We start from the raw sequence: 25,270 nt of genomic DNA on the forward strand, positions 1-25,270 counted from the left end.
ACGAGGTTCGCGGAAAAGCGCCCAACAGCGGCCACATCGCCGCTTCAGGCCGCCAAAACCTCATCGCCGTGCATCAAGGCGGCTAGGTTCCAAACAACTTGCGCTGGAGCCTTGCGACATCCTTCTTTTGACTGGCTGATAACCGGAGAGGACGGGTAGACCATCCAGTAGATAGTGACGACGGTGCCGCGCGAGAGGCTGTCGCTCATCTTCGACGACATTGGAGAATGTGCGAGCTGGCGAGCAAAACCAGCGGCTACTGCCGGAAAAAGATCGCCGCAAAGCGGACCGTGGCGACCATCGGCCCCAGAGAGACCTAAAAGCCATCACGGCGACAGCGCGCGAATTATCCACCAATCATGACGAAAACAACTCGCGATCGGTCGCTGCGCAATATTAAAGCCTGCTGCTCTTGTCTACTTGCGCAGTGCTTCTACGGATGAAGGAGTTCCCAACAATACCGGATAGCCAACTCTGTTGTCGGCACCAGAATTTCGTCGGAGACCCCGAAGGTAGGCGTGTGGATGCCGGACTCGTTACCTGGTTCTCGACTGCCAAACCAGAAATAGATCGAAGGCACGCAGCTTGAGTAAAAGCCAAAGTCATCGCTGCCGGTGATTGCCGCTCCTTCAACATACTTTTCGTCCCCCACCGACCGGACAACAAGCCGCTGGAAGTGTTCAACCATCGTGGGATCGTTGACCACGGCAGGGTCGCCCTCTTGAGACGTGAAATCCGCCTTGCCCCGATGCATTGTGGCGACACCCTCGGCTATTTCGCGGACGCGACGGACCAACAGCCGCCGCCGCTCGCGACTAGCTGTGCGGATCGTTCCTGTCATGACAAGCGACGAGCAGATGATGTTCCTCGCTTCACCCCCGTGAATAGTGCCGATCGTTACGATCGCGCGATCGTCAACCGGCATTTCCCGAGAAACCACCTTCTGGACCTCGTTTATGAACGCGCCAGCGATTGCGATCGCATCCACCCCAGCATTCGGCATCGCACCATGGGCCATGGTGCCAATAAACTCGACCTCAAACTTGTCAGCCGAATTCAACACAGCGCCCGCCCGTGCACCATAGGATCCCGCGGGAATATCCGTGTTGACGTGAAACCCAACTGCGGCGTCAAAACCGTCGAGCAGTTTCTCGTTCACAACGGAGCGACCACCGACCGGTTCCTCTTCTTCCGCTGGCTGAAAAAACACGCGCACTCTTCCGGAAAAGTTCTCTCGCATGCGGTGAAAGGCAAGAGCCGTGCCCAAGGCGATCGACCCGTGGATGTCATGGCCGCAAGCGTGCATCACACCAGGCACCTGTGACTTATAGGATAGTTCTTCGCGGCTCTCCTGGATCGGCAAGGCATCAATGTCCCCGCGCAATGCAATCGATCGATTTGCTCCGGTAGCAAGTCCCTGAATGTCCACGTAGACGCCGGTCTTGTGGAACGTCTTCGCTTCGGTCAGGCCGAATTTCTCTAGCGTTTCGACGATCCTTTTTTGCGTCTTCCACTCCTGGTTCGAGAGTTCCGGCTCGCGATGCATGGCGTGACGCATCTCGACCACCGCTTCACACTCGATTTCGGAGAGTAAATTATTGGTAAGAACGTTCATTTTGTCCCGCAATCACTCGTTGCCTTATGCGAATACTAACAATAGCGAAGCAGTGAAAAACGTCGATTTGCGAGTCCCCCACGCAGAGAATCTGCAAAGCGTTGAGAAAAAGCCAGCTGCCCCGGCGGTATGCCGATTGTGGAACACCGGCTTATGTGAGAGTTCATAACCTTGCGACAACAATCTGGACTGGCGGCCCGGCAGCCTTGTTCTGATGCCTGTGCACGCAGCCGCTCGCAACAATGCCCGCGCGCGTCCAAGCTCTGACGAGCCGGTCGGTCTTGCCGTCGTGAATGATATCCATCACTCCATAATCATCGCGCAGTTGATCGACATGGTGCTCGACGGAACGTAGAGTCCTGCAGGCCACCCGCGAGAGCGCACTGATATTTATCTATAAATCAAGAAGAGTCATAATTCGTTTGTACGTCACCGGAAACATCAATTTCGTACTCTATGTTACTGCGGAGAGTGTAGAGGGTCCCGAGCAGTTCGCCCGCCGTTTTTTCTATGAGAAGCCTGACATTAAGGGCAAAGCGCGATGGTGATACTCGACCGTCAAGGCCGGATACGCCGCGCCTGTCGTCGAAGACGCGTCTGATGAAACGAGCCCGCATGTCGGAGCACTTTAAAGATAAATCGCGGCGACGCTGGTCAGACGGCTCGAGATTCATTCAGCATCATGACGAGTGACGACGGTTTGAGACAGCACACCTATCGGCGACCCCATCCGCAGATATAATAAGTGGATAGTCATCGGGGCCGGGGTCAAAGCACCTTTTGCAGTTCCGGCAGGATGTCGAAGAGGTCGCCGACAAGGCCGTAGTCGGCAACCTGGAAGATCGGTGCCTCCTCGTCCTTGTTGATGGCGACGATGACCTTGGAATCCTTCATGCCGGCAAGGTGCTGGATGGCGCCGGAGATGCCGACCGCGATGTAGAGATCGGGAGCGACGACCTTGCCGGTCTGGCCGACCTGCCAGTCATTAGGCGCATAGCCGGCATCGACCGCGGCGCGGGAAGCGCCGACCGCGGCACCGAGCTTGTCGGCGACCGGCAGGATGACCTCCTGGAACTTCTCCGAGGAGCCGAGAGCACGGCCACCCGAGATGATGATCTTGGCCGAGGTCAGTTCCGGGCGATCGGTGTCGGAAAGCTTGTTCTCGACGAAGGACGATAGACAGGGGTCGGCTGCCGCCGAGATAATCTCGACGGCAGCCGCATTGCCTTGGGACGCGACGGGAAATGAGGCGGTGCGCACGGTGATGACCTTCTTGGCGTCGGTCGACTGCACCGTCTGGATGGCGTTGCCGGCGTAGATCGGCCGCTTGAACGTGTCGGGTGACACCACCTCGATGATCTCGGACACCTGCGCGACATCGAGCAGGGCCGCGACGCGCGGCGCGACGTTCTTGCCCGACGAAGTGGCGGGAGCGATGATGGTGTCGTAGCCGCCGGCGAGCGACACGACGAGTGCCGCCGTCGGTTCGGCGAGACACTCGGCAAGCTCGTCGGCTTCGGCGAGCAGCACCTTGCTCACGCCCTTGAGCTTGGCCGCGGCGTCGGCCGCACCCTTGGCGCCCTTGCCGGCCACCAGCACATGCACGTCCGAGCCGATCTGCAGGGCCGCCGACAGCGCCTTGGCGGTCTGGTCGGAAAGGGTGGCGTTGTCGTGCTCGGCGATGAGGAGAATTGCCATTTTATTCGTTCCTTCCGATCTCAGAGCACGCCGGCTTCGTTCTTGAGCTTGTCGACCAGTTCGGCGACGCTCTTGACCTTGACGCCCGCCTTGCGGCCGCCCGGCTCCTCGGTCTTGATCACCTTCAGCCGCGGCTTGACGTCAGCGCCGTAGTCGGCCGGGCTCTTCTCGTCGAGCGGCTTCTTCTTGGCTTTCATGATGTTGGGCAGCGAGGCATAGCGCGGCTGGTTGAGGCGAAGATCCGCGGTGACAATCGCCGGCATCTTCAACTCCACCGTCTGCAGGCCGCCGTCGACCTCGCGCGTCACCTTGGCCTTGTCGCCATCGATGACGACCTTGGAAGCAAAAGTGCCTTGCGCCCAGCCCAGAAGCGCGGCCAGCATCTGGCCGGTCTGGTTCGAATCGTCGTCGATCGCCTGCTTGCCGAGGATGACGAGACCGGGCTGTTCTGCCTCGACCACGCCCTTCAGCACCTTGGCGACACCCAGCGGCTCGGTCTGCTCGTCGGTCTTGACCAGGATGGCGCGGTCGGCACCCATGGCGAGCGCGGTGCGCAAGGTCTCCTGCGCCTGCTGCGGCCCGATCGAGACAACGATGATCTCCTCCGCCTTGCCGGCCTCCTTCAGCCGGATCGCCTCTTCGACCGCGATCTCGTCGAACGGGTTCATCGCCATCTTGACGTTGGCGAGTTCCACCGCCGAGCCATCGGACTTAACGCGAACCTTAACGTTCGCATCCACAACCCGCTTCACGGGCACAAGGATCTTCATCTCATCCATCTAATTGCATTATTCTAATTGCATTATTTTGGTACACCTTCCACGCTAGTGCCATTTGCGTGCAGAGTAACGGAGAGCAGCAGGCCGCCAAACAGACGTCTCAGCCTGGGAAGACGACGGTTGTGGTGCCGTTTACAAGTACCCGATCCTCCAAATGGCATCGTACTGCGGAAGCCAGTACACGCCGCTCTATGTCTCGACCTTTACGCACGAGCGCCTCGGGCGAGTCCGAGTGGCTGATCTGTTCGACATCCTGTGCGATGATTGGACCCTCATCGAGATCCGGAGTCACATAGTGTGCAGTCGCACCGATCATTTTGACCCCGCGCGCATGCGCTTGGTGGTAAGGCTTCGCGCCCTTAAAGCCTGGCAGGAAGCTATGATGAATGTTGATGCAGCGCCCTGATAAAAAAGACGAGAAATCGTCTGACAAGATCTGCATGTAGCGCGCGAGCACAACGAGCTCCGTGCCCGTCTCATCGACGATCCCCTTGATCCTTTCCTCTTGGTCAGACTTCGCATTCTCGATGATTGGAAGATAATGAAAGGGCGCATCTCCGAGATCACCAAAAATTTGGATTGGATGGTTCGAGACAATACCGACCACGTCCATATTCAGTTCACCTATGCGAGTGCGATAGAGCAGATCGACAAGACAGTGATCGAATTTAGATGCCAGCAACAGCACTTTACGTCGCTGATGGCGCGAACGGATCGCCCAGTTCATATTGAAGTGGCGGGCGACCACGCCAAAGGTCTCGAACAGGCTTTTGATCTCAGCGCCCGATGGCACCGTAAACACCACTCGCATGAAGAAGCGGCCTGTTTCGCTGTCCTCAAACTGCGCTGCCTCAACAATATTCGCGCGGTAATTGAAAAGTTCTGCTGTCACACGATTCACGATACCGGGTTGGTCCGAACACATGAGAGTTAGTACAAAGGGGAAATGCATCAACTAGTCGTGCTCCAGGACGAGGCCACAATCCGACAGCTTGCGCGCGATAAATTCCCGCTCAATGCCCGCGTCAAGCAAAATGATCTGAGTGAGCCGTGTCATAGGTAAAAGGGTGAAGGACTGCTGCCCGGTTCTCCACGATGGCGCTTCCTTATTCATGGGTAACCTTTGCAAGTATCTAGCTCGATCTTGGCCGAAATGAGCAGCCGCCCAGTAGTTCCCGTTACCTATATCCGCTAGGGCTGGGCTAAATTCTACGAATCTTGCAGGTCTAAGGATGAAAAGCTGCGTATGGACTGGGCCATCGAAGACGGTTTTCGTACGGCCAGGAGACGGAGCAATGTCTATCTTTCGCGGGGCAAAATCACGACACCTTTGAAATCGAACAAATGCGAATTTCCTGCGAATCAGTTTCCTCACGCTGTGTGCAAAGCGGTGCCCGGAGACACGCAATGGTCATGGCTCGGGACATATAAGGGCTTGGAGTTCATCAGCCCCTTCGTTCTGAGACCCTTCGGATCGAAAAACGCCTGGAGCGAAGCATCCGCGTCGAACAGCTTGCCAGCGATTTCGATCTGCCAGCTTCCCGAGTCGATCCACTCGCGACTGACACCACCAGCGTGGTTGACGTAGCCGAGTCCTATGGATGACCCAAGTGTAAAGCTCCGTACCCCGGAGGAGATGTAGCCGACAATGTCGCCGTTGTAACGAATAAGCTCTTCGCGAAAGAGCATGGGCGTGGGATCCCGCAGCTTGAATGACAGGAGCCGCTTGCAGGGCGTGCCGGCCGCTTTCTGGGCCGCCGTGGCATCCTTGCCTTGGAAACCGCCGGGCTTGGACCAGTCAATCGTAAATCCAAGTCCGGCCTCGAGCAGTGTGTCGACCGGGGTTAGGTCAAGCTCATACTCACGGTATGCACGCTCGGAGCGGAGGTGCTCCAGGGCGTGATAGCCGGCCGGCCTTAGCCCATGCTCGTCCCCGGCCTCCCACAAGATGTCGAAGACGTGCTGGGCCATTTCTGTGGGAATATGGAGCTCCCAGCCCAGTTCTCCGATGTAAGTCAGCCGGTTGGCGATAACCCGTGCGTAACCGACATCGATTTCCTGACTGGTGGCGAACGGAAATGCCTCATTTGAAAGGTCAGTGTCGGTGACTTTGGAAAGGATGTCCCGGGATTTTGGTCCCTGCAGCGACAACACCGCATAGCCCGAGGTAACATCCGTCAGCGTCACGTTCCAGTCGCTAGTAATATGCTTGCGAATCCAGGCGCTGTCGCGTGGATGGACGGTGGCCGACGATATGATGAGGTATTCGGTTTCCGAAAGCCGGTTGACGGTGACATCGGTCTCGATGCCCCCCTTTTCGTTGAGCATGTGCGTGTAGACGAGCTTGCCGACTGGTACGTCGACATTGCCGGCGCAGAGCCATTGCAGAAAGCGGCAGGCGTCTCGGCCTTGGACAAGGTGCTTGCCGAAAGAACTCTGGTCCAGCAGCACCGCATCGGTGCGCGCAGCACGGCATTCTTCAGCGGTGTTCTTGAACCAGTTAGGTTGCTCATACGAATAGACGTTCTCCGTAGGCTGGCCTTCTCCGGCAAACCACATCGGGCGTTCCCAGCCCATGCCCTCACCAAAACTTGCGCCAAGCTTCGCCCAACGATCATGGAGGGCGCTCTTGCGGACCCCGCGTGAGGTTTCTGGCTGATGACTCGGCCAATGCATCTTGTAGTGCAGGCCGAGCACCTCGGCTGTGCGATCGTGCAGGTAGCGCTGGTTGATCTGGAAAGGGTGGAACCGAGCCACGTCGACGAAGCTGATGTCCATCTGAGGCGATTTGGCGACGATCCATTCGGCCAACGCCCTTCCAGCCCCCGCTCCGTACTCGATACCTTCGGAGTTGTAGCCGGCCGAAACAAATAGGTTTTTCAGCCCCGGGACCTCGCCGATCATGAATAGCAAGTCTGGCGTAAAGCTCTCCGGTCCATTGAAGAACTTCGCAATTCCGGCATTGGCAAGGTCGGGCAGGATCTCGATTGCTTTTTTCATAGGCAGCTCGAAATGGTCCCAATCCTCACAGAGTTCGATAAAGGCCGTATCCTTCGGCAGGCGCTCCATCGCGACGGGCTTTCCCCAGGGCTCGAAGGCGCCGATCAGGAGCTTGCCCGCGTCTTCCTTAAGGTACACGTGACCGTCGGTATCGCGCAGGACTGGAAGCGTCGGCCGGATGAAGCCTATCGGTTCAGTGACCACGTAGAAATGCTCGGCGGCGTACAGGGGTACGCGGGCGCCTAACCGCGCTGCCAGGTCACGGGTCCAGAGGCCGCAGGCCAGAACCAAGGTTTCCGCCTCAATGACCCCATGGTCGGTCTGGAGCTGGTAGACACCATCCGGCGTTTGCCAAAGGTCCTTTACCTCTTGGTTCTCGAAAATGCGGACCCCATTCTGCTTGGCACCCGCCGCCAGCGCCATGCAGGTGTCGATCGGGTTCGTCTGCCCATCCCGGGGGATGAATACTGCGCCCTCGATAATCGAAGCGTCGATTGCAGGATAAAGCGCCTTCGCCTCCGCCGGGGAGATCATATGGGCCTCAAGTCCAAAGCTCTTAGCGACCGACGCGTTGCGGGCGGTCTCGTGGAGACGATCCTTGGTCCGTGCGACGCCGAGCGTGCCGTTGCGTTTGAAACCGGTGGCATGGCCTGTTTCGGCCTCAAGGGCATCATAGAGCTCGGCATTGTATTTTGCGATTTCGGTCAGCGAATGTGTGCCACGTGTTTGCATAATCAGGCCGGCCGCATGCCAAGTGGTGCCTGAAGTGAGAGTGTTCCGCTCCAAGAGCGCGACATCTTTCTTGCCCAACTTCGCGAGATGATACGCAACGCTGTTGCCGGCTATGCCGCCTCCTAGAATGACTATCTCGTGATGGCGGGCTGCCAAAGCGCGGGGGCGCACGAATGGAAAATGTGTCATGGAACCCTATGGTTGAATGAAGGAGCAGCTGCAACTGGCGCGCCTTCTGCAAATACCGTGGCAAAACTAGCCGGGTCGCTACGCGTATGTTCCGCGTATTTCTCGTCTAATGGACGTTTTTGCCGCGATGACTGGACGGCATTTGCGGCTATCAGGCGGCATTGGCTCTTAAGATGATGCCGTGCGCTCGCGACAATATCCGTTGTAGAGACCGATGGAGCCCAAGATGTCTGTGACCCGAACCCGCCCATACACCGTGCGGGACCGCCTAGTCGTACTCAGCCCATTCGACGGCGTGCGCGTTGGCGAGGTGGAGGTCGCCCATGCTGGAGAGATCGGGGAGCTTCTCGCTCGAGCACGTCAGGGGGCATGCACCGCGCGGGGTCTGCCCCGGCATAGGCGTGCAGCCATCCTGGAGGGGGCAGCCCGCCTCGTCGAGGATCGCATCGAGGCTTTTGCCCAGTTGATCGTGTCGGAGGCTGGTAAGACAATCGTCCAGGCCAGGAAAGAAGTTCGCCGCTGCATCAACACATTGAAGCTGTCGGCCGACGAAGCCAAGCGGAACGCTGGCGAAGTCGTGCCGTTCGATGCCTATGCTGGCTCCGAAGCCCGACAGGGGTGGTTCACGCGGGAACCCCTCGGCATCATTGTCGCGATCACGCCTTACAATGACCCGCTGAACCTGGTGGCGCACAAGCTCGGGCCCGCGATCGCCGGGGGCAACGCGGTCCTGCTGAAGCCATCCGAGCTCGCTCCGTTGTCTGCCCTCAGAATAATCGAAGCGTTGCATGAAGCAGGCTTGCCGCCGGATGTTGTCACGGCGGCCGTGGGTGGACAGGACCTCGGTGAAGCCCTCGTCCAAGCGCGCGAGGTCCGTATGATTTCCTTCACCGGCGGGTTCGCCACGGGCGAGCGGATTAGCCGTACAGCTGGGCTGAAGAAGCTTACGATGGACCTCGGCGGCAATGCTCCTGTGATCGTGATGGCCGACTGTGACTTCCAGCAGGCCGTCGATGGTTGTATCTCTGGATCATACTGGGCGGCTGGGCAGAACTGCATCGGCGTGCAACGCATCCTCGTCCAGCGACCAATCTACGACCGGTTTGCCAACGCGTTTGTTAACGGCAGTAAACGCCTGAAGGTCGGGGATCCCCTGCTTGAAGACACCGACATCGGGCCGATGATTTCCGCCGAGGCTGCGATGAGAGCGGAAGAACGCGTCGCGGAAGCGATTTCTGCGGGTGCGACCGTGCTTTATGGGAATCAGCGGAGAGGAAGCCTCTACTATCCGACCATCCTCGCGGATACGCCAGTACACTGCCTGTTATGGCAGGAAGAAGTCTTTGCCCCGGTCGTGACCTTGACTGCGTTCGACTCACTCGATGAAGCCATCGCGCTTGCCAACGACACGGAATACAGTCTGCATGCAGGCATCTTCACCAACAGCCTTCCGGACGCCATGAACGCGGCCAGCCGCATCGATGCTGCTGGGCTGATGATCAACGATTCATCGGACTACCGTTTCGATGGCATGCCCTTCGGCGGCTATAAATACGGCAGTATGGGCCGGGAAGGGGTAAGGTTCGCCTACGAGGACATGACGCAGACGAAAGTCGTTTGCATCAACCGCGTGGAGACGCGCGCATGATGCTTCCTATTCTCTTGGAGAGCCCGTTGTGCCTCACGCGCACCCGTTGCAGCTCCGATTGTCGTGAAATCCCCGGCGGAACTGGAGTTGACGACCTTACCTCACGCGACCACCACAGACGGCCGAACGTGCCAAAAGGTCGCCTACCAGTCGGCCACTAATGCGACTGGCATCAGGGTCAGCGAATGGAGCCCAGGTGAGTGGCCCTATGCGATGGCGGAGATGGAATTCTGCCAAATTCTCTCCGGCTGCGGTATTTTCACGGCCAACGGAGAGAGCCCATTCCCCTAAACACCGGGGACGCCATCCTGATGCATCCTGGCACGGTGGGACGCTGGGTCGTGGTGGATGCACTTCCAACGCTGCGCCGTGCATCGTAGTATCCAAAGTCGTTGCCATCAGAGCGGAGTTCCAGACTGCCGGAGGCCACAAATCAGCCGGACGGCATAGGGCACACCCCGCGTTTTTCAGCCCCGCCGTGCGTTCAATAGCTGGCCGAAGCCGGCAATGGGTGCCGCATATCCGGCGAGTCCGAGGGCGTGCCAAGCCATCGCCTGGGTGCTGGACATTACCGGAATACCAAGTTCCTGCTCAAATCGTGCAAGGTGGGGAACAACTGGCATCGCCGTGCATGACAGGAATAGAGCATCAGCAGCTGATTGTTTGACAAGTGCCTTGGCGGCACTGAGGACCTCCTCCACGTCCAGCTCGCAAATCTCGACATCGGTCTTGCAGTCGAAGACGCCATCTGCGGCGACATGGATGCCGGCTCCGGCCAGGAAGGGCAAGAACTTCTGGTGGAAGTCAAATCCATATGGGGTTAGCAAAGCTATACGTTTCGGGTTGAGGTGCTTGAGTGCTTCAATCATCGCGATTCCAGGAGACGTATATTTGACACCTGGACAGGCCTGCTCGAGCTCACGCAGCAGCGTCGGTATGCCGAGCGCGACCGTCCCGCTGGTGCAGCTGAAGGCCAACACGTCGAAACGGTCGCTGGGAGGAAGCGTATTAGCGATTTCTGTAAACGACGTTGGGGTTGTGAACCCGCCACCCGCATGGCTGTAGGCTGTTCTGGTTGTGTAGACAGCGACGTCTTCAGGCATCAGCAGTTGGAAAGCGCCTTCACCCACTTCGTCGGAATTCAAAAGGATGAAGCCGATCCGGGCGCTTACCGCTGCCGGGACAGTTTTCGGCGAAAAGACGATCGTAGATGTCTGAGCGTCCATGTTAGCCCTCTGTCTGAGCAATCCGCAGCGGTGTTTCGCGTGCAGTTTACGACTTGCACCGCGCTGGCAGACGGCGTTTCAGGGGATCGATTCGCGGCCAAACAGCATTGTTGCAGCAGAAAAGCGTGGGCGGCCTTCCGGTCAGTCTGTGGGGATTACGCTTCCGCGTTTGTAGAGCTGCAGACAGACACTTGTGTTGATGCGTTTGATGTTCGGGTTCATCTCAACCATCATTTGGGTGATATGGTCGTACTCCTCGACATCTTTCGCTGTGATAACCACGGTCAGGTCGGATGCTCCTGTGGTGTAGAATGCCTGCTGCACATAGGTCTCCCCCAGCAGCCATTTCTTAAGTTGCCCGAGCAAATCCTTGCGTTCTCGTTCAACCTCGATCGCAGCCAAGAACACTAGCGGACGGCCGACTTTCTTGCCGTCGACCACGGCAACCGTGGCGACTATTACCCCCAAGTCCTTCAGGCGCTTGATGCGACGCTGAACCGCCGAGGCGGACAGGTTCACCTCTTCGGCGATCGTCGACGCTGGAAGCTCGGCGTCCAGCTGGATGATCGCGAGGATTTTTCTATCGTAATCGTCGATGTCTTCAGTACTCAAAAGCTACCCCTGACGGAGCGGAAAAGTGCCCCTCGCGACTTCTAACCGGTGGTGGGATCGTCCGCTAGTACGTCCAAACAAAGACGCACCACCGCGTCTGTGGTTGGAGCCAGTAGGTTGTCCGATGCGCCAAAGGCCGGTGTGTGCAGAAACGACTCGTTGCCGGGCTCCCGGCTGCCGAACCAGCAGGCTCCCCGCGGATTTGGTCGACACGGGCCCTGCCGTTGTGAAGCTGAGCCAGGCCGTGGGCAAGATCTGAGACTCGCCTATTGATCTGCTCCCTTCGCTCGCTCATCCGTGTCCTGATCGTGCCTTCTACAGTCACTTCGGGACAAATGATGTTCGCCGCTTCGCCGCCCCTTATCTTGCCGATCGTGATGACCGTCGCATCCCGGGCTGGGAACTCGCGTGACACAACCTTCTGAACTTCACAGATAAACGCGGCGGCAATGGCGATGGCATCGACGCCCTTGTGCGGCATGGCCCCGTGCGCCATCTCGCCGATGAACGTGATTGAGAACTGGTCCGCTGACTTGCTCACTGCGCCGGGGAGGGCGTTGAAGACGCCGACTGGGAGGTTAGGGTTTATATGGATCCCAATCGCGTGGTCGAAACCGTCGAGCAGGTTTTGGCTCAAGACCGAGCGTCCCCCGACCGGCTCCGCTTCCTCAGCCGGGTGGAAAAAGACACGGACCCTGCCGGAAAAACGGTTCCGCTGACGGTGCAAAGCCAATGCTGTTCCTAGCGCCACCGACGCATGGATCTCATGGCCGCATGCGTGCATGACGCCAGGAACTTGTGAACGAAAAGGGACGTCGTCGCGCGTCCCCTGGATAGGCAAGGCGTCAATGTCGCCCCGAACGGCGATTGACCGCGACAAGCCGTTCGCCTGGCCGAGGATATCCATGTAAAGGCCCGTATTGTGGAAAGGGACGGACCCGCTCAGTCCGTGGCGTTCAAGGATCTCTCGAATTCGAGCTTGCGTTTTCCACTCGCACTTGGAGAGTTCCGGCTTTCGATGCATCGGCTGGCGAAGTTGGGTGATGGCGTCCCGCTCGGCACTGTCGAGCCCCGAGCCAAGACGTTCTGCTGTCAGTGGAGAAACCATGCAGATCTCATGTTTGGAAAAGGTGCCGCACCGCGGTGAGTATGCACGACGGTGCGGCCAACGCCTTCAATTTCGGGAGTAAAGGCGATGTGGAACGTGAGCTAGGCGTTCACCGCCGCTTTCTGTGACCGCAAAGGTCTCCGAAAGCGCGATGCCCTGCTTTTCAAGCCAAAGACCCGATTGGAAGTGGAAGCACATTCCCGCTTCCAACACAGTCTTGTCGCCATCCTGGAGGTTGGCTGTCTTCTCACCCCAATCCGGCGGGTAAGCAATGCCGACCGGATAGCCAACGCGGCTATCTTTGGCCAGATTGTTCTTTCGCAGGACATTCTGCCAGATATTCTCGACCTCTCCGCATGTTATGCCCGGCTTTGCAGCCTCCAGCGCCCGATCGACACCTTCGATGATGACATCGGCAAGTCGGCGCTGTTCCTCAGACGGCTTACCCAACAGGACCGTGCGGGCAAGTGGGCTGTGGTAACGTTTGCGGACTCCCGCCAATTCGAGAACCACCATTTCGTTCTCTGGCATCTCCCGGTCGGTCCAATAGAGATGGCAAGCATGGGCATTCTCACCCACCATCACAAAGGGAAACGCCGCAGGCGAGTCTCCGTAGAGCCCGTCAGTGCCCATGACTGACGTGCGCAGGATGTCGGCTGCCACCTCATAGCTCTTTTTTCCAGCAAGCAGGTTATCTATAGCCTCCTGCATAGCAACCGTGGTGAGTTCGCCGGCCTCTCGCATATAACGGAGCTCCGCAGGCGACTTGGCCAAGCGAACCCAGTTCACCAGACGACGGTTGTCGACGATCTTGGCGTTGGGCAAGCCCGCCAAAATGGTCTGGTGACAACGAGCGGTGTAGTAGTCGACGTCCATTTCAACGCCGATCGTCTGGTCGCCCCATCCCCGGGACTGGATATGCTCACAAAGTGCCTGGAACGGATGGACGTGCTGCTGGTGTAGCATCGTTTCCGGATAGGGCAGCAGGTTCTCCGCCGGAAGGCGGGTGGTGATCTTGAGCGCCGATGTGTCCATCAGGCGACCCAGCCAGAACGGTGCATCTTCGTCCTTGTGCACCAGGAGGACCTGCGGCACGTAGAACGAGAGCGCATCAAGACCCGTTAGGTAATTAATGTTCGCCGGGTCGGTAGAGAGCAAAAGGTCTATACCCGCGCCTTCCATCCGCTGCTTGACCTTGCGAAGGCGCGCCTCGTACTCGTCCGCGTCAAACGGAATTACATATGACATGTGTCTAATCTCTACTTTCTGAATCTGATACTATTTGGCTTTGCCTGCCATCCAGCCGAGGATTTTCGCGTCGTTCTTTGCGACCCAGTCCTTCGCGAAGGTGTCGGGATCAATTTTCTTGGTGCCAACCGCATCAATCCACTGGGCGATTTCAGCCGGATCAACCGTGATGTTGTTGAGGAGTGCGACCAGTTTCGGATCCTTTGCTTCCAGCTCCTTGGCGTAGGCGATGTTGATTGAGATCGGAGCCCAGGCGGTCGTGACCGATGACATCGCAAGCCAGTTCGGGTTCTGGTCGGGCTGTACAACCTTCCACTTCGCCGGGTCATGCGGCGGCTCGTCGAGCATCACCACTTCCTTGCGGGAGAAAGTCGGGTGCGGGGTGTAGCAGATGCCCACCCACGGCGTGTCTGCTCGTATCGCCTGGTCCAAGTCTACAATCGCAAGGCTTTCCTCGACGGTCGTCAGCTCAAACAGGTCGGCATATCCGTAGTCTCGGGCACGGATGAGATCGGTCTTCGAAGAGCTCCAGCCGGCAGGGCCGACCCAAAGTTTCGGCTTGCCACCTGCAGCCGACGTGAATACGTCTGCGATCTCTGGACGGGACAGATCATAGATCGACTTCACGCCGAATTTCTCCTGCGTATGCCGGGTGGTGCACATCCCGGAGAGCGTCTGGAAAGTCAAACTGCCCAGTTTGACAGTTTTCTTTTCCTTGATGTAGGCATTGATCAGGCTGTCATGGTTTGGCGACCAGATTTCTGGCAGAATGTCGATCTCACCTTTATCCATCGAGGCTAGGATAATAGGCAGTGTGCTGTTGACCACTTCGGCAGATGCACCGAAGTATTTTTCCGATATTTCCTTCAATACACTCGACATCGCCTGAAGCGACGGCCAGTTGGAGGATCCGATCTTGATTTTCTCTTGTGCCGAAGCTGGTGCGGCAAACCCCATTGCGACGGCGAGTGCGAGAATTGAAAGCTTGATCTTCATTGGTTTGGACTCCTTTTTCCCTGTATGAGCCGATCTAGGATGATGGCGCAGATCAGCACTGCTACCCCCACCAAGAAACCTTGTCCGACGGACGCGTACTGCAGTGCTTGCAGAACATCCTCACCCAGGCCGCCGGCCCCGATGAGCGAAGCAATCACCACCATCGACAGGCACATCAGGATCGTCTGGTTGACCCCTGCCATGATGGAGGGCATGGCGAGCGGCAGCTCGACCTTCACGAGACTCTGCCAGGGGGTCGCACCGAACGCGACCGCCGCCTCCCGGGTGCTGATCGGAATCTGCTGGAGGCCCAGTGCGGTCAAGCGGGCTACCGGCGGCATACCAAAGATGATCGTGGCCAAGACACCTGGCGTTTTGCCGATTCCGAAGAATGCGATGATCGGCACGAGATAGATGAACGCCGGCATCGTCTGCATTAGATCGAGGATGGGCCGGAATATGCGGTAGGCCCTGGAGCTTTTCCCGCAAAGGATCCCCAACGGAATGCCAATGCTGAGCGCCAACAACGCGGCCGTTCCCAAAAGCGCGATCGTGACCATGCTTTTCTGCCAAAACCCGAAGAGCGCCAGGTAAAGCAACCCTGCCGCAGTGAACGCTGCGGTCCCGGAGCCCGCAAGCAGCCAAGCCGCAAAGACCGCAACCAGGACCGTACAAATCCACGGAAGGCCCTGGAGCAGGCTCTCCACCAACGCGACCAATGTCGAGATGCTGCCCGTGATCGCGTCGAAAATCGACCGTCCCGATTGCGTCAGCGAGGAAAAGAACTGATCGAGCGCGGTCGAGGTGATGCCTGCGATGTCTGAAGTGTTCGACTGGATGGCCAACATACTAGCGAGTTGTGGAACGCGTGTGCCGAAGAGCGCGACGACGTAAATGACCGCTAGCAGTAACGCACAGGCAATGACACGCTGGAAACTGCGTCCCGACGGCGTCGCTCGGTGTCGCCGCCAGCGCATGTACTGGTGCGAATAGAGCCAATCACCTGCCACCGCGAACATCGACCGCAAACCCAGTAGGCCCGCCGCCGCCAATGCGATCAGCATCGTTGCGGCCCGTGCTTTATCATTGGCAAGAGCTCTTTCCCCCGCCGCTGACTGAGCAAGCGATTTCGAAAGCTCCTGCATCTGGTTTGCCGACGTCTCGTTGCCCTTTTGGCGCTCTTCATTCGCCTGGGCGAGACGGGCCTCGCTCAGTTTTTCGAGTGACTGGGCACGGGCTAGATTGTCGCCGCTGAGACCACCGGTGCTCAGGAACACAATTCCGATCACTAAAGCGATCTCAATCAGCCCGGTAAGGAGGAACGTCCCGAACAGACCGCGTGAGGCGGCCCACAATGGGCCTACCGCGGCGGCGGCAAAGTTGGGGCGGAGTCTGGCGCGACTGCCTTTAAAAATGTCCGAGAACTTGGCTTGGTAATAGGTACTGTTGGCACCCGTAAATTCAGCTATTGAACTTGACCAGTCCTGGTCCGTGTATGACCTTGTCATGTCAGCGGACCTCCTTCATCGACGACAGCATCGTCTCAATTGTCACTTTACCCACGGCACGCCCAGATTGATCCACAATCGTAATGTCCGACCGGGTTCGAGCGCCTGTGCCGATGAGCTCCGCTAGAGGGGTTTCGAGAGTGGCGACGGGGGTTTTAGCCGCTAGGGTCAGTTCGTCGGGACTTGCCGGCGTCATCACGTGGCGTGCAGTCAGGATGGGTACTCGGGAGATGCCGCGGACAAATTCTGCGACGTACGCGTCTGCTGGCGAGGTGATGATGTCTGCCGCAGTTCCAATTTGGACGATCGCACCGTCCTTCATAATTGCGATCCGGTCGCCCAGATGAAATGCCTCTTCGAGGTCATGTGTGATGAATAGGGTTGTTTTGCCAAGGTCGCGAGAGAGCGCGAGGAACTGGTCCTGCAGATCCCGCCGGATCAAGGGGTCTAGCGCCCCAAAAGGCTCATCCATCAGCAGGACGGACGGGTCGGCAGCCAGCGCCCGCGCGATGCCCACTCGCTGCCGCATGCCACCAGAGAGCTCTGACGGAACCCGGTCCTCCCAGCCCTTGAGATCCATTCTCTCGATGGCGGCCTGAGCCTTGGCCCAGCGCTGCAGCTTCGGGACCCCCTGCAACTCGAGACCAAAGGCGACGTTGTCCCTGACTGTCCAGTGGGGAAGAAGGGCAAAATCCTGGAAAACCATGCCGACCTGCTTCGACCGGATCGACCGAAGCTGCGCGTTCGTGACCTTGGACATGTCAACGCCATTAAGGCGAATGACCCCGCTGGTCGCATCGATGAGTCGGTTCACGTGGCGGACCAGTGTCGACTTGCCACTGCCGGAAAGACCCATGATCGCGAGGATCTCGCCCTTCCTAATCGAAAAGCTTACATCTTTGACCGCGACGACACATCCGAAGCGGGCAAGAACCTCGTCCTTGCCCAGACCTTCATTGCTAATGGCCGCCATCGCTTCCCGAGCGCGGGTCCCGAAAATCTTCCAGACGTTTGAACAGGACACGACCTCGTCGCGCTTGTCGACGCCCTGGTTGTTCCCGGCCTGTCGCGCCCCTTGATCGAATGTCGAGGAGGCTGATCTGCTGAGCGTAGCATCAGCGAATGTGTTCATAGTCGAATTTGTTCCCCTTATTTGGGTATCAGTATATTGAGCGCTCTGTGCGCTTCTTCCGCGTATTTTATGGAATTTGAGCGGCGAAGCCGCGCAGTTTCCGGACCAAGCGCCGAATCATATCGCCAGCCTCAGAACGGCGTTCGCAGAACGTCTTTGCCGCCCCTTGGTAGAATTAGCAACCGCCTGGAGAGGTCCGGATGCGGCCTCGACCATCTCGCCTAGAAGGTCAGGCCGCGTTCTCCGTCGAGCCAAAAGCCGCGGTACCGGGCGTCTATTAGCCAGGACAGAGCTCTGGTTCATTGCGCTACTCGCCAATTTGCGCAACCGTTCATGAATCCTAAAGGGTGACCGGGTTTGGAGGGTAGGGCTGTACCCGTCGAACACTGGGTACGGCAGTAGTCGTGGTGCTGCTCGTCAAACGCAGTTGCGTGTACATGCAATCTCATGCACGCTTTGGATCTTGGATATTATCGGTACAGAGATAAGTTATTGGTTTCAAACGGAATTTGGCAGTTCCATAATATATCTTATGTATTGGCACTGGTAAGAATGCAGTTGCACCGGGTCGAGGTCTTGTCGAAGCTTATTGCTCAGGTCAATGTTACTTTAGATCACCCTTGATCGCTGATGAAACACCTAGAACGGGAAGACGGTTACGCCGGAGTTTTCTGAAACGCCGATGGCTGGCGCTCGAGGTCAGAACATATCGGTTTTCGCTCGCCTTCCCCTCTCGGCTCACTCACTTGTGCGGCATACAATAGACGCCCTCGGATTCCATGAGTACCGCGCCGCCCTTCAACTCGCTCATTGCGCCGACCCAGGCTTCCGAATAAGTGCGGCTGGCATCCACGGCCGTCAGCCAAAGAACGCGATTGTCAGCCAGTTCGACTTTAACTTCCTGCTGCAAAGGGCTTGCCTGCACGGTCTGTTGATAGTGCCGTTTGATCCTGACATTGCTGGCCGGGAACTCAGCTTCGTTGCTGCCATAGTTCAGCACAAACCTAGTATGGTCCTCGGCCACTGTGCAACTGCCGTCACGCTCACACACGATTTTGGCGGCGGTCTTGCAGTCCCATTTCAGTGAAGCGGGCCACATCGGATTGTCCGCGCTCGATCGCGGCTTGTCGCTCTGGCTAGCCACCGCCAAGCCTGACCATGGGCCCATTATCGCAGTCGACAGGAGCAGCGCCTTCAACACTTATTACCCTTCCCTGATCCAGTATCCGTATTGCTGTCTCGAAGCTATCGCTGGCGTCGGCGTGAATGAACCGGACAGACACGCCTTGTGATCCTGATGGCGACTCATCCTGCGTGATCGCCTGGCTTATGGCATGTTGAGATTGAACCAGCTTTTCTGGCGCATGCCGTTCGCGTCGTCATACTCGATGAACCAGGGCTTTCCGCGCACCGGCCGAGAGATGGTGTAGTAGGTGGAGCCGTTACCAAGGGAATGCCCTCTATCGTTGCCCGTGATCTGGATTTTTGCCGTTACCAACTTACCGTTCATTTCGATTTGGGCCTGTCGAGATCCGTTGTCATGGTCTTGGCCGAGACGACTATTCGTGAAAGTGACGGGCAGCGTGAGCCTGTCGGAGCTGATGCGGCAGATGTTCCGTTCTTGCCCCATTCCGGGCCGGTCGGAATTGGCGCCAACTGCTTGCCAGCCAGATGGACAATCCTCATACTTCTCGAATCTAGCGGCGCTGGAGTTGGCTTGCGGACAGGTCGGCCAGTTAAAACCCGGAGCTTTCATCGCCGCAATCAGCTTGTAGATTGGCGGGTGGCAAGAAGGAGTGCCCTGCCAGTCACCGGACAGACAGAGGAGGACCTGACAGCCCCATTCCGATGCCTGTGATTGGGATGGAAGAGCCGCGGCGCCCGCGACGGCGGCGGCACCCACCAAGAGATATTTCAGTTCGATCATAGCCTTTTCCTCGCTGCGGATTCTGATACTTTACTATGGATCATCCGCGCGGAAAAGGACAGATCGAGAAGGCAGGTTTGTGCGACTACATCGATTTATGAAACGAGACATCGCGGGCGTGGTCGACAACCCGTTGCGTGTCAACATTGCGACAACGCTGGAGCGGGAGAGAGCCAGGCGTGGCCTATCCCATATGCACATGGCCGAGCTGTTCCGGACCGTCGAGGGCGAAAGGCTCGCCTACCGGACCTACATCCAGACCGTGCGACAGAAAAACAATGTCACCCTGACGACGTTGCAAATCATGGCAAGCGGCTTGCATGTGTCAGTTGCGGACTTGCTCGCGGGCGGAAAAAAACTTCCCGAATGGGCGCATCAGTTGGACGAAAATGCAATCCGCATGCGTCTGGCGCACATCATCGACATTGAGCGAAAACGACGCACTTTGCTCCGCTATAAGATGGCCGAGCTCATCGGCGTGGCGGAGGCGACATTCATGAAATTGGAACGCGCAAGCGGCAATATCAGCGTCGACACAATTGCGGCGATCGCCAAGGCGTTGAAACTTGATCCAGCGACGTTCCTCTTTTCCGATAAGGTCCCGCCATCAACTGATCTACCTGTTTCTGACGCACCCGGAGGCGTAGGTTCTCATTTCAGAGTGCCGTGAACTTCCAGCGTCATCATCCGTCTAAGCTGGGCTACACAGAGTGCCTGGCAGGTTTTCGCCGTGTTAGCGCATACCGGTGCAATTCAGGTGAAAATGGAGCAGAGCTGACAATTAGCCGCGCCACGTGTGTACCTTTTTTCGCCCGCGCCTGAGGAACGACTGCCATGAAGTGGCGGCAGTCGAATGCACCGGAATCCTGATCTCTACGGTTGTGCCGGCACCGGGAGCGCTGTTGATGATGAGCCTTCCTTTCAGCGTCGAGACCATCTGGGAACATGCGGTCAGTCCAAGGCCAGTATGATTTCCAGCTCGCGTTGAAAAGAAAGGTGTAGTTGCCTTCACAACGATTGCAGGCGACATGCCTGCGCCGTTGTCCGCCACATCTAGTACGAGGTAATTGCGCAGGAGGAAGGGGCGTCTCTTGACTGTCGCGGAGATGAGAATTGGGGCGTTTCTGGTGCCGGATAGAGCGGCAAGAGCGTTTTCTATCAGCTCATTAACGACCAACCGTAACGGCGTCGCCGGAACAGGTTGCAGACGTGCTTTAGGATCAACCAAAACTTGCACCAAACTGCTGCGATCGTGCGCGAGATCCTCAAGGAGTGGGCCGAGCGCCACGGTGCTGGAATCTTGTGGCGCATAGGCGATCTGAAGGACACTGTTGGTGATCGATTCCAGTTCGGTAGCAGCACTGCGCGCAGCCTCAAGCATTTCGCCGCTCGGCTGCTTGTCTGGTTGTGCGTGCTCAAGGAACAGCCTCAAGGCTGTAACCCGCGATCGGGTCATATGCGCAAAGAGCGAAGCGAACGAGCGCATATGCTGGTCACGGCGATTGGCCAAAGCATAGCGCTGATGGATAACGAGATAAAAGGTGGCACCCAGGCCAAGTGCGATGGCAAAGATGAACCAGTTGCGCGAGGCCGCAATGTCGATGCTGGCGGTCTGCTGCAAGGTGGCACTGTGATCAACGGTAGAGCTGGAAATCTCGTAAATTGACTGTTCCAGCTTGGCCATGTCGGCAATGGCTTGGGTGTAGTTTGTACGCGCTGACACAAGAGGGGCAATTTTCTGTTCGAGCGTTAGGCGAATCCGGCCCAGGAGTTCGGCATCGTGGTCGGGAAAAAAGCGGTTCAGATAGGGCAGGTTTTCCAACTGCGCGACGTTGACGTTCACCAACGCCATTTGTCGATCGATGTCCGCATCAAGCTTGCCCGTCTCCTCGGCAATGCGAAGATAGCCATAGACTCGTATAAGGCGCTCGCGAATCTGTGCCGCGCGCCACTGAATCTCGAAAGTCTGATTGAGGATGGCATCCGTCTCCTGACGGTAGCGGTTCGATTGCATGAATGTCCACGCACTCAGCCCAAGCGCTGCAGCCATACCGAGATACGGCAGAACAGTGAGCAAACGGCCGTTTAAGAACCTCATTGCGTGGCGCGCAGGATGACTGGGAAAAACACCCAGATCGAGTTTCTTGCGGGAACATATGAAGCGGGCAACTGGTCGAAGGGCCAAACAATGAAGATGGGGCCTTTCTCTACCATGCTGATCGGGCGGAAATCCTGGCCCGGCGGGCAATGCGAGCCGGCCTTGTCACTCTCGTTGCAACGACGTTCGATCGCCAGGATCGGATTATAAGACCGGATTTCGTCCATATGAATGTCGGAAACGAAGTTGTCATAGGCGACAACTTTGACCTCCTGCACGGCGGTGACTCCGGCCTTGGCAAGCACATTTGCAAGCAGCGGCCCACGATATTCGATTTTCTCGTTGTCGCTCGTCCAAGGCGTACGCGTGTCATAGGTCTGTTGTGGAAAGTCTGCCCGCAGCTGCTTTACTGAAAAAACGGCGACGGTCTTGCCGCTGGCGTCTTGAACTGACACTTCGTTGGGATCGAGCGGAATATCCTCGGCGGCGCTGGCGAGCGGAAGGGCTACGGCAAACATGACGGCGAGAGCATTACGCAACATCTTCCACATCCTCGTATTCGCGGGGGCCATCGTTCTTGGCGAAGAGGACGCAAGGTCCTCGGGAGCCCCGCGGATCGTAGGCAAATCCCTTTTCTGCTAGGGCAAGGGTGATGTTGCGGATGCCGTCAAGGCCATAGAGGTGGTCGTGCAGCTCAAGAAAGATGCGCTCGACGCCGGGCAGCTCGGCATCCTGCAGAAGTTCTTTCTCAGCTCCTTCAATGTCCATGACGAGGGCGTTTATTCGATGATCGGCGATGAAACGATCGACGTCGGCCGAGACGATCGAAAGTTCGCGCTCATATGGTCCTTGGTCTTTGTCCGTGGAAGACATCCAAAGGTCGCGGCGGACGTAGAAGGTGAAGGACCGCGGCGGGCCTGCTGTGAGGATACCCTGCGAATTTGTGACATTGTCGAGATCGTTGGCCGCTATCACGCGCTTCGCTAGTTCCGCTGTTGCGGGATTTGCTTCAAAAGCCCACACCTGAACGCCGGGGATTTTCGCGATCAGTGCGGTGATGATGCCGATACCGGACCCTAGCTCCAGTACGCGATCGCGCGCCTTGACTGCCCTGAAGATCCACTTCGCTTCCTTCGCCTCATAGCTCTGGCTTTGAAGCGCTCTCCAGATAACCGGCGAAACATCCTGTGGTGCGACAGGAACCTTGATTCCATGGACGATCATGGGCGCAATTGTCTCACAGACCTCGTGGGAGCGGATGGCCTTGCCGCATGAGCTTGGCGCGAGCCTGCTTGTAGTATTTCTCGGCCGAGCCGGCATCAATGGCCAGCCGGTCGGCCATGAGCGAAAAGATCTCCTTGCGTTTCACGCCGGGTTCGCGATGCGCCATCATGTCGATGGCCTCCTGTTCGCGCGGTGTAAGAACAGAAAAGCGATAATCGGGTTTGGTCATGACAACCCGCGACAGGCGCAACGAGAATCCCTTGGTGGAAATATCGTCCAGCACGTCCCTGAACACGCCGGGCGCAAGCCCGGTCTTGCCGAGATAGGCGGCAGCGCCGATTTGCCGGAAGCCATCCGCCTCGCAACGGTTGTCAGAACCGGTGACGACAACATGGACTGCACTGGGTGAAGCCTCGATGATCTTGTCGACGACAGCGACGCGGTCGCCCTGTGAGGTGGGATCAAAACCGGGCAAGCCAGGATCGATCACGACAAGATCGAAATGATTGTTTTGAAGCTCGGCAGTCGCGATGTTCAGCGTCTCCGCTCCCAGGACAATGCATTTTTCGAAGCTTGCTTGCACTTCGTTCATCAGTGCCAGACGCATAAGTGTCTGGTCTTCGACCACCAGGGCACGAAACATTGGAAGCCAATCCCTCTACGCAGGCGCCCACCGCCCCTGTCTCTCAGAATTGGTCGCTTCAAAAAAGGGATGATGTCATCCCTATTTTTCCTCACCTCCCGAGCTACCAGTATGTGACCGATGCACGCCAGGGCGAGGACGATGCCTATTCAACAGGTCTGCAGCAATGGACAGATGGAAGCGGCTGAAGACGTCGCAAAACTGATTGCGGAACATCGTCAGAGGCTCGCTGACCTTGAACGTCTCGGAAAGCGAGCGATGCAGGCCGAGGGTACGGACGCGATCTTGCTGGGTCAAAGGCTGGACGCGGTCATGGCGGAAGAGGCCACGGTGCGAAGGCGTGCTGCCATTGCTCCAGTAGCCACTATCGCGGAAATGAAAATGAAGGCTGCTTACTTCCAACGGCTGACGGCTCATGGCTGGTGCGAGATTGATGTCGACGATTGGCGCGCGTTGCTCGGTTCCTTCACGAAACTGCAGCCCTAAGAAAAGAGCGCCGAAATCCATGAGGCCAGGGTGTTCCAGGCTGCGTACATTCCCGCCGGCAGCAAGATGATTGCGATGAATGCGACAGCATCGCCAATGGCACCGTCAGTCCGTCCTTCCACGGGATAGTAATATTTTTGCCCTTCATCATCGTGTTTCACTGTTTTCTCTCCAACCCTTGGCTCAGCAACAGTTGCACAGGATGCTGAAACGTCGTGCCCCACAAACCCGCACGTTTCATCTTAGCGTTGATTTCCGCGACGAGGTAGTTCTGATTGACGGCTTTGCCCTTTGCTGTCGTCGCGGCAAACGCGTATCCGGTGGCTATGAGCGCTGTGCCGACGTCGATTGTTTCGCCATTGAGCTGCGCACCGCACACGACAAAAACCGCCTTGTCGAGGGCATAGCCGATTGGCTGGCATGTAACCGCCGCGCTATCGAATAGGGCTGCAAGGTGCGCCAGCGAGGTATTGCCGCAATCGATTTTGTTTCCATTTTGCTCTTCGGCTGACGTGCCTCGAAGACATGACTGAACGCCATAGAGGCGGAAAAGGTGATCTCCATCACGCCAGGTATCTCCGGTCAGCAGTTGAGCCGATTTCGATGCCGCTAAGGGCGTTGGCACGGCAGACTCGGATGCATCCTGGGCCTGGGCCGAAGCGCACAAACCAAATGCGGCCAGCACTGCGAAGCTCGCCTGCTTCATTCCTGGAACTGTCCACCGAGGTCGGCCGAATGCTCTAGATCGGGGCGCAGCGACTTGCCGTCCTTGTTGCGTCCGATCGCCGCCATGTCGAAAAAAACCATTTCGTCATCGTCGTAGGCGACGTTGTACGGGTCGTTTGCGTTGCCCGCACCCACGAGAGAGAAACACGACACGGCGTCGGGTTCACCCTTCGTGCTTTGCAGCACAAGTGTTTTGCAAAGCACGACAGATGCGCGATCGTTGTAGATTGCCTCTTCATAGTCCTGCGCGGCCTTCGTGCAGTCCCATTGCTGCGTCTTGTACGTGATCTTCGGTTTGGGGCAGGCCGCAAGGCCGCGCAGCCGGTACGTCACGCCGTTGATGACGCGCTCGGTCGCCGACGGCACCTTAACCGGCGAGATGAGGGCGGCCGCATCGCGCTGAAAAAGCGCGCCTTTACTATCGTAGCGTTCATAGACGAACACCTTCTCGCCCGACTTGGCAAACTGGAGCAGGTAGTGCTCCGACGGCTGCGCAAAGGCACTCGGGGCGTCGGCGCCAGCAGCATAAGCCGCGGTGCCCTGGAGCAGCAAAACCGTGCAAAGGGCCGTCTGTTTCATCGAAATCCGTCCTTGGGGTGCATATCGTGTTGACACTTTACTAGGGCTGCGTGTAGCCATAGTAAAGTGTTAAATTTTGGCGACAGTATGAACACT

General features: G+C 57.7%; 25 protein-coding genes. 4 read left to right on the top strand and 21 right to left on the bottom strand.

The features are described from left to right. Window positions 1-433: 433 nt before the first annotated feature. Window positions 434-1,615 carry a M20 family metallopeptidase gene (locus NKI52_RS24525; protein WP_352700017.1) on the bottom strand — a complete coding sequence of 394 codons (1,182 nt, stop codon included), beginning with the start codon at window positions 1,613-1,615 and terminating at the stop codon, window positions 434-436. A gap of 214 nt (window positions 1,616-1,829) precedes the next feature. Here NKI52_RS24525 and NKI52_RS24530 point away from each other — a divergent pair, with 214 nt between their 5' ends. Next, window positions 1,830-1,970 (top strand): hypothetical protein, encoded by a 141-nt coding sequence (locus tag NKI52_RS24530; RefSeq protein WP_352700019.1) that lies wholly within the window; start codon window positions 1,830-1,832, stop codon window positions 1,968-1,970. Between the two features lie 413 nt (window positions 1,971-2,383). Here NKI52_RS24530 and NKI52_RS24535 read toward each other — a convergent pair whose 3' ends face one another. From NKI52_RS24535 to NKI52_RS24550, 4 genes are all read right to left on the bottom strand, one after another. Then, on the bottom strand, window positions 2,384-3,313 hold the full coding sequence (locus tag NKI52_RS24535; protein WP_352700021.1) for an electron transfer flavoprotein subunit alpha/FixB family protein: 930 nt from the start codon (window positions 3,311-3,313) through the stop codon (window positions 2,384-2,386). A 20-nt stretch (window positions 3,314-3,333) separates the two neighbouring features. Then, window positions 3,334-4,083, bottom strand: a complete 750-nt coding sequence (locus NKI52_RS24540) for an electron transfer flavoprotein subunit beta/FixA family protein (protein ID WP_352700023.1) — start codon at window positions 4,081-4,083, stop codon at window positions 3,334-3,336. Between the two features lie 109 nt (window positions 4,084-4,192). Next, on the bottom strand, window positions 4,193-5,044 hold the full coding sequence (gene purU / locus NKI52_RS24545) for a formyltetrahydrofolate deformylase (protein WP_352700164.1): 852 nt from the start codon (window positions 5,042-5,044) through the stop codon (window positions 4,193-4,195). A 419-nt stretch (window positions 5,045-5,463) separates the two neighbouring features. Further along, window positions 5,464-8,013: a GcvT family protein gene (locus NKI52_RS24550; RefSeq protein WP_352700025.1), complete on the bottom strand. Its 2,550-nt coding sequence runs from the start codon at window positions 8,011-8,013 to the stop codon at window positions 5,464-5,466. 226 nt (window positions 8,014-8,239) lie between these two features. Here NKI52_RS24550 and NKI52_RS24555 point away from each other — a divergent pair, with 226 nt between their 5' ends. Continuing rightward, window positions 8,240-9,661 carry an aldehyde dehydrogenase family protein gene (locus NKI52_RS24555; RefSeq protein ID WP_352700027.1) on the top strand — a complete coding sequence of 474 codons (1,422 nt, stop codon included), beginning with the start codon at window positions 8,240-8,242 and terminating at the stop codon, window positions 9,659-9,661. A 467-nt stretch (window positions 9,662-10,128) separates the two neighbouring features. Here NKI52_RS24555 and NKI52_RS24560 read toward each other — a convergent pair whose 3' ends face one another. The 9 genes from NKI52_RS24560 to NKI52_RS24600 form a co-directional block, all read right to left on the bottom strand. Continuing rightward, entirely contained in the window at window positions 10,129-10,887 is a 759-nt protein-coding gene (locus NKI52_RS24560) for a maleate cis-trans isomerase family protein (RefSeq protein WP_352700029.1), read from the bottom strand. A 141-nt stretch (window positions 10,888-11,028) separates the two neighbouring features. After that, on the bottom strand, window positions 11,029-11,499 hold the full coding sequence (locus tag NKI52_RS24565; protein ID WP_352672519.1) for an Lrp/AsnC family transcriptional regulator: 471 nt from the start codon (window positions 11,497-11,499) through the stop codon (window positions 11,029-11,031). 64 nt (window positions 11,500-11,563) lie between these two features. Next, window positions 11,564-12,607, bottom strand: coding sequence for a M20 family metallopeptidase (locus NKI52_RS24570; RefSeq protein WP_352700031.1), 1,044 nt, complete (start codon window positions 12,605-12,607; stop codon window positions 11,564-11,566). Window positions 12,608-12,673: 66 nt separating this feature from the next. Further along, window positions 12,674-13,855, bottom strand: coding sequence for a M24 family metallopeptidase (locus tag NKI52_RS24575; protein ID WP_352700033.1), 1,182 nt, complete (start codon window positions 13,853-13,855; stop codon window positions 12,674-12,676). 30 nt (window positions 13,856-13,885) lie between these two features. Further along, the gene (locus NKI52_RS24580) at window positions 13,886-14,851 is read right to left on the bottom strand and encodes a glycine betaine ABC transporter substrate-binding protein (protein WP_352700035.1); all 966 of its coding nucleotides are present in this window, start codon (window positions 14,849-14,851) and stop codon (window positions 13,886-13,888) included. Continuing rightward, window positions 14,848-16,359: an ABC transporter permease gene (locus tag NKI52_RS24585; protein ID WP_352700037.1), complete on the bottom strand. Its 1,512-nt coding sequence runs from the start codon at window positions 16,357-16,359 to the stop codon at window positions 14,848-14,850. Before NKI52_RS24585 ends, NKI52_RS24580 begins: the two co-directional genes overlap by 4 nt. A 1-nt stretch (window position 16,360) precedes the next feature. After that, window positions 16,361-17,491, bottom strand: coding sequence for a quaternary amine ABC transporter ATP-binding protein (locus tag NKI52_RS24590; RefSeq protein ID WP_352700039.1), 1,131 nt, complete (start codon window positions 17,489-17,491; stop codon window positions 16,361-16,363). A 742-nt stretch (window positions 17,492-18,233) separates the two neighbouring features. Then, entirely contained in the window at window positions 18,234-18,692 is a 459-nt protein-coding gene (locus NKI52_RS24595) for a hypothetical protein (RefSeq protein WP_352700041.1), read from the bottom strand. A gap of 126 nt (window positions 18,693-18,818) precedes the next feature. Continuing rightward, the gene (locus tag NKI52_RS24600; protein ID WP_352700042.1) at window positions 18,819-19,418 is read right to left on the bottom strand and encodes a hypothetical protein; all 600 of its coding nucleotides are present in this window, start codon (window positions 19,416-19,418) and stop codon (window positions 18,819-18,821) included. 97 nt (window positions 19,419-19,515) lie between these two features. On the opposite strand from NKI52_RS24600, the gene NKI52_RS24605 reads away from it, so the two are divergent. Next, on the top strand, window positions 19,516-20,088 hold the full coding sequence (locus tag NKI52_RS24605; protein WP_352700044.1) for a helix-turn-helix domain-containing protein: 573 nt from the start codon (window positions 19,516-19,518) through the stop codon (window positions 20,086-20,088). Between the two features lie 111 nt (window positions 20,089-20,199). Here the strand turns inward: NKI52_RS24605 and NKI52_RS24610 are convergent, their stop codons facing one another. The 4 genes from NKI52_RS24610 to NKI52_RS24625 all read right to left on the bottom strand — a co-directional run bounded on the left by NKI52_RS24610 (window position 20,200) and on the right by NKI52_RS24625 (window position 23,383). Next, the gene (locus NKI52_RS24610; RefSeq protein WP_352700046.1) at window positions 20,200-21,432 is read right to left on the bottom strand and encodes a sensor histidine kinase; all 1,233 of its coding nucleotides are present in this window, start codon (window positions 21,430-21,432) and stop codon (window positions 20,200-20,202) included. 80 nt (window positions 21,433-21,512) lie between these two features. Next, the gene (locus NKI52_RS24615; protein WP_352700048.1) at window positions 21,513-22,058 is read right to left on the bottom strand and encodes a putative pterin-binding protein; all 546 of its coding nucleotides are present in this window, start codon (window positions 22,056-22,058) and stop codon (window positions 21,513-21,515) included. Next, on the bottom strand, window positions 22,048-22,740 hold the full coding sequence (locus NKI52_RS24620) for an FkbM family methyltransferase (protein WP_502897794.1): 693 nt from the start codon (window positions 22,738-22,740) through the stop codon (window positions 22,048-22,050). The genes NKI52_RS24615 and NKI52_RS24620 overlap by 11 nt, the downstream gene beginning before the upstream one ends. A 13-nt stretch (window positions 22,741-22,753) precedes the next feature. Beyond that, the gene (locus NKI52_RS24625; RefSeq protein ID WP_352700050.1) at window positions 22,754-23,383 is read right to left on the bottom strand and encodes a response regulator; all 630 of its coding nucleotides are present in this window, start codon (window positions 23,381-23,383) and stop codon (window positions 22,754-22,756) included. Between the two features lie 141 nt (window positions 23,384-23,524). Between NKI52_RS24625 and NKI52_RS24630 the strand changes: the two genes are divergently transcribed. Then, on the top strand, window positions 23,525-23,869 hold the full coding sequence (locus NKI52_RS24630) for an SPFH domain-containing protein (RefSeq protein WP_352700052.1): 345 nt from the start codon (window positions 23,525-23,527) through the stop codon (window positions 23,867-23,869). Here NKI52_RS24630 and NKI52_RS24635 read toward each other — a convergent pair. From NKI52_RS24635 to NKI52_RS24645, 3 genes are read right to left on the bottom strand one after another with little or no spacing between them, the layout of a single operon-like run. Continuing rightward, the gene (locus NKI52_RS24635) at window positions 23,866-24,030 is read right to left on the bottom strand and encodes a hypothetical protein (protein ID WP_352700054.1); all 165 of its coding nucleotides are present in this window, start codon (window positions 24,028-24,030) and stop codon (window positions 23,866-23,868) included. The two genes, NKI52_RS24630 and NKI52_RS24635, sit on opposite strands and share 4 nt — an antisense overlap. Continuing rightward, a complete protein-coding gene (locus tag NKI52_RS24640; protein WP_352700056.1) occupies window positions 24,027-24,575 on the bottom strand; it encodes a thermonuclease family protein in 549 nt (182 codons plus the stop codon). The genes NKI52_RS24635 and NKI52_RS24640 overlap by 4 nt, the downstream gene beginning before the upstream one ends. Continuing rightward, a complete protein-coding gene (locus NKI52_RS24645) occupies window positions 24,572-25,174 on the bottom strand; it encodes a hypothetical protein (RefSeq protein WP_352700058.1) in 603 nt (200 codons plus the stop codon). The genes NKI52_RS24640 and NKI52_RS24645 overlap by 4 nt, the downstream gene beginning before the upstream one ends. Between the last annotated feature and the right edge of the window lie 96 nt (window positions 25,175-25,270).

Source organism: Mesorhizobium sp. M0590 (assembly GCF_040320905.1).
In the GTDB taxonomy this organism is placed as follows: Bacteria; Pseudomonadota; Alphaproteobacteria; order Rhizobiales; family Rhizobiaceae; genus Mesorhizobium.

Coding starts and splice junctions, on each gene's coding strand:
- NKI52_RS24525 (WP_352700017.1), bottom strand. CDS start 1,615: ATGAACGTTCTTACCAATAATTTACTCTCCGAAATCGAGTGTGAAGCG.
- NKI52_RS24530 (WP_352700019.1), top strand. CDS start 1,830: ATGCCTGTGCACGCAGCCGCTCGCAACAATGCCCGCGCGCGTCCAAGC.
- NKI52_RS24535 (WP_352700021.1), bottom strand. CDS start 3,313: ATGGCAATTCTCCTCATCGCCGAGCACGACAACGCCACCCTTTCCGAC.
- NKI52_RS24540 (WP_352700023.1), bottom strand. CDS start 4,083: ATGAAGATCCTTGTGCCCGTGAAGCGGGTTGTGGATGCGAACGTTAAG.
- purU (WP_352700164.1), bottom strand. CDS start 5,044: ATGCATTTCCCCTTTGTACTAACTCTCATGTGTTCGGACCAACCCGGT.
- NKI52_RS24550 (WP_352700025.1), bottom strand. CDS start 8,013: ATGACACATTTTCCATTCGTGCGCCCCCGCGCTTTGGCAGCCCGCCAT.
- NKI52_RS24555 (WP_352700027.1), top strand. CDS start 8,240: ATGTCTGTGACCCGAACCCGCCCATACACCGTGCGGGACCGCCTAGTC.
- NKI52_RS24560 (WP_352700029.1), bottom strand. CDS start 10,887: ATGGACGCTCAGACATCTACGATCGTCTTTTCGCCGAAAACTGTCCCG.
- NKI52_RS24570 (WP_352700031.1), bottom strand. CDS start 12,607: ATGGTTTCTCCACTGACAGCAGAACGTCTTGGCTCGGGGCTCGACAGT.
- NKI52_RS24575 (WP_352700033.1), bottom strand. CDS start 13,855: ATGTCATATGTAATTCCGTTTGACGCGGACGAGTACGAGGCGCGCCTT.
- NKI52_RS24580 (WP_352700035.1), bottom strand. CDS start 14,851: ATGAAGATCAAGCTTTCAATTCTCGCACTCGCCGTCGCAATGGGGTTT.
- NKI52_RS24585 (WP_352700037.1), bottom strand. CDS start 16,359: ATGACAAGGTCATACACGGACCAGGACTGGTCAAGTTCAATAGCTGAA.
- NKI52_RS24590 (WP_352700039.1), bottom strand. CDS start 17,491: ATGAACACATTCGCTGATGCTACGCTCAGCAGATCAGCCTCCTCGACA.
- NKI52_RS24600 (WP_352700042.1), bottom strand. CDS start 19,418: ATGATCGAACTGAAATATCTCTTGGTGGGTGCCGCCGCCGTCGCGGGC.
- NKI52_RS24605 (WP_352700044.1), top strand. CDS start 19,516: ATGAAACGAGACATCGCGGGCGTGGTCGACAACCCGTTGCGTGTCAAC.
- NKI52_RS24610 (WP_352700046.1), bottom strand. CDS start 21,432: ATGCAATCGAACCGCTACCGTCAGGAGACGGATGCCATCCTCAATCAG.
- NKI52_RS24615 (WP_352700048.1), bottom strand. CDS start 22,058: ATGTTGCGTAATGCTCTCGCCGTCATGTTTGCCGTAGCCCTTCCGCTC.
- NKI52_RS24620 (WP_502897794.1), bottom strand. CDS start 22,740: ATGATCGTCCATGGAATCAAGGTTCCTGTCGCACCACAGGATGTTTCG.
- NKI52_RS24625 (WP_352700050.1), bottom strand. CDS start 23,383: ATGTTTCGTGCCCTGGTGGTCGAAGACCAGACACTTATGCGTCTGGCA.
- NKI52_RS24630 (WP_352700052.1), top strand. CDS start 23,525: ATGCCTATTCAACAGGTCTGCAGCAATGGACAGATGGAAGCGGCTGAA.
- NKI52_RS24640 (WP_352700056.1), bottom strand. CDS start 24,575: ATGAAGCAGGCGAGCTTCGCAGTGCTGGCCGCATTTGGTTTGTGCGCT.
- NKI52_RS24645 (WP_352700058.1), bottom strand. CDS start 25,174: ATGAAACAGACGGCCCTTTGCACGGTTTTGCTGCTCCAGGGCACCGCG.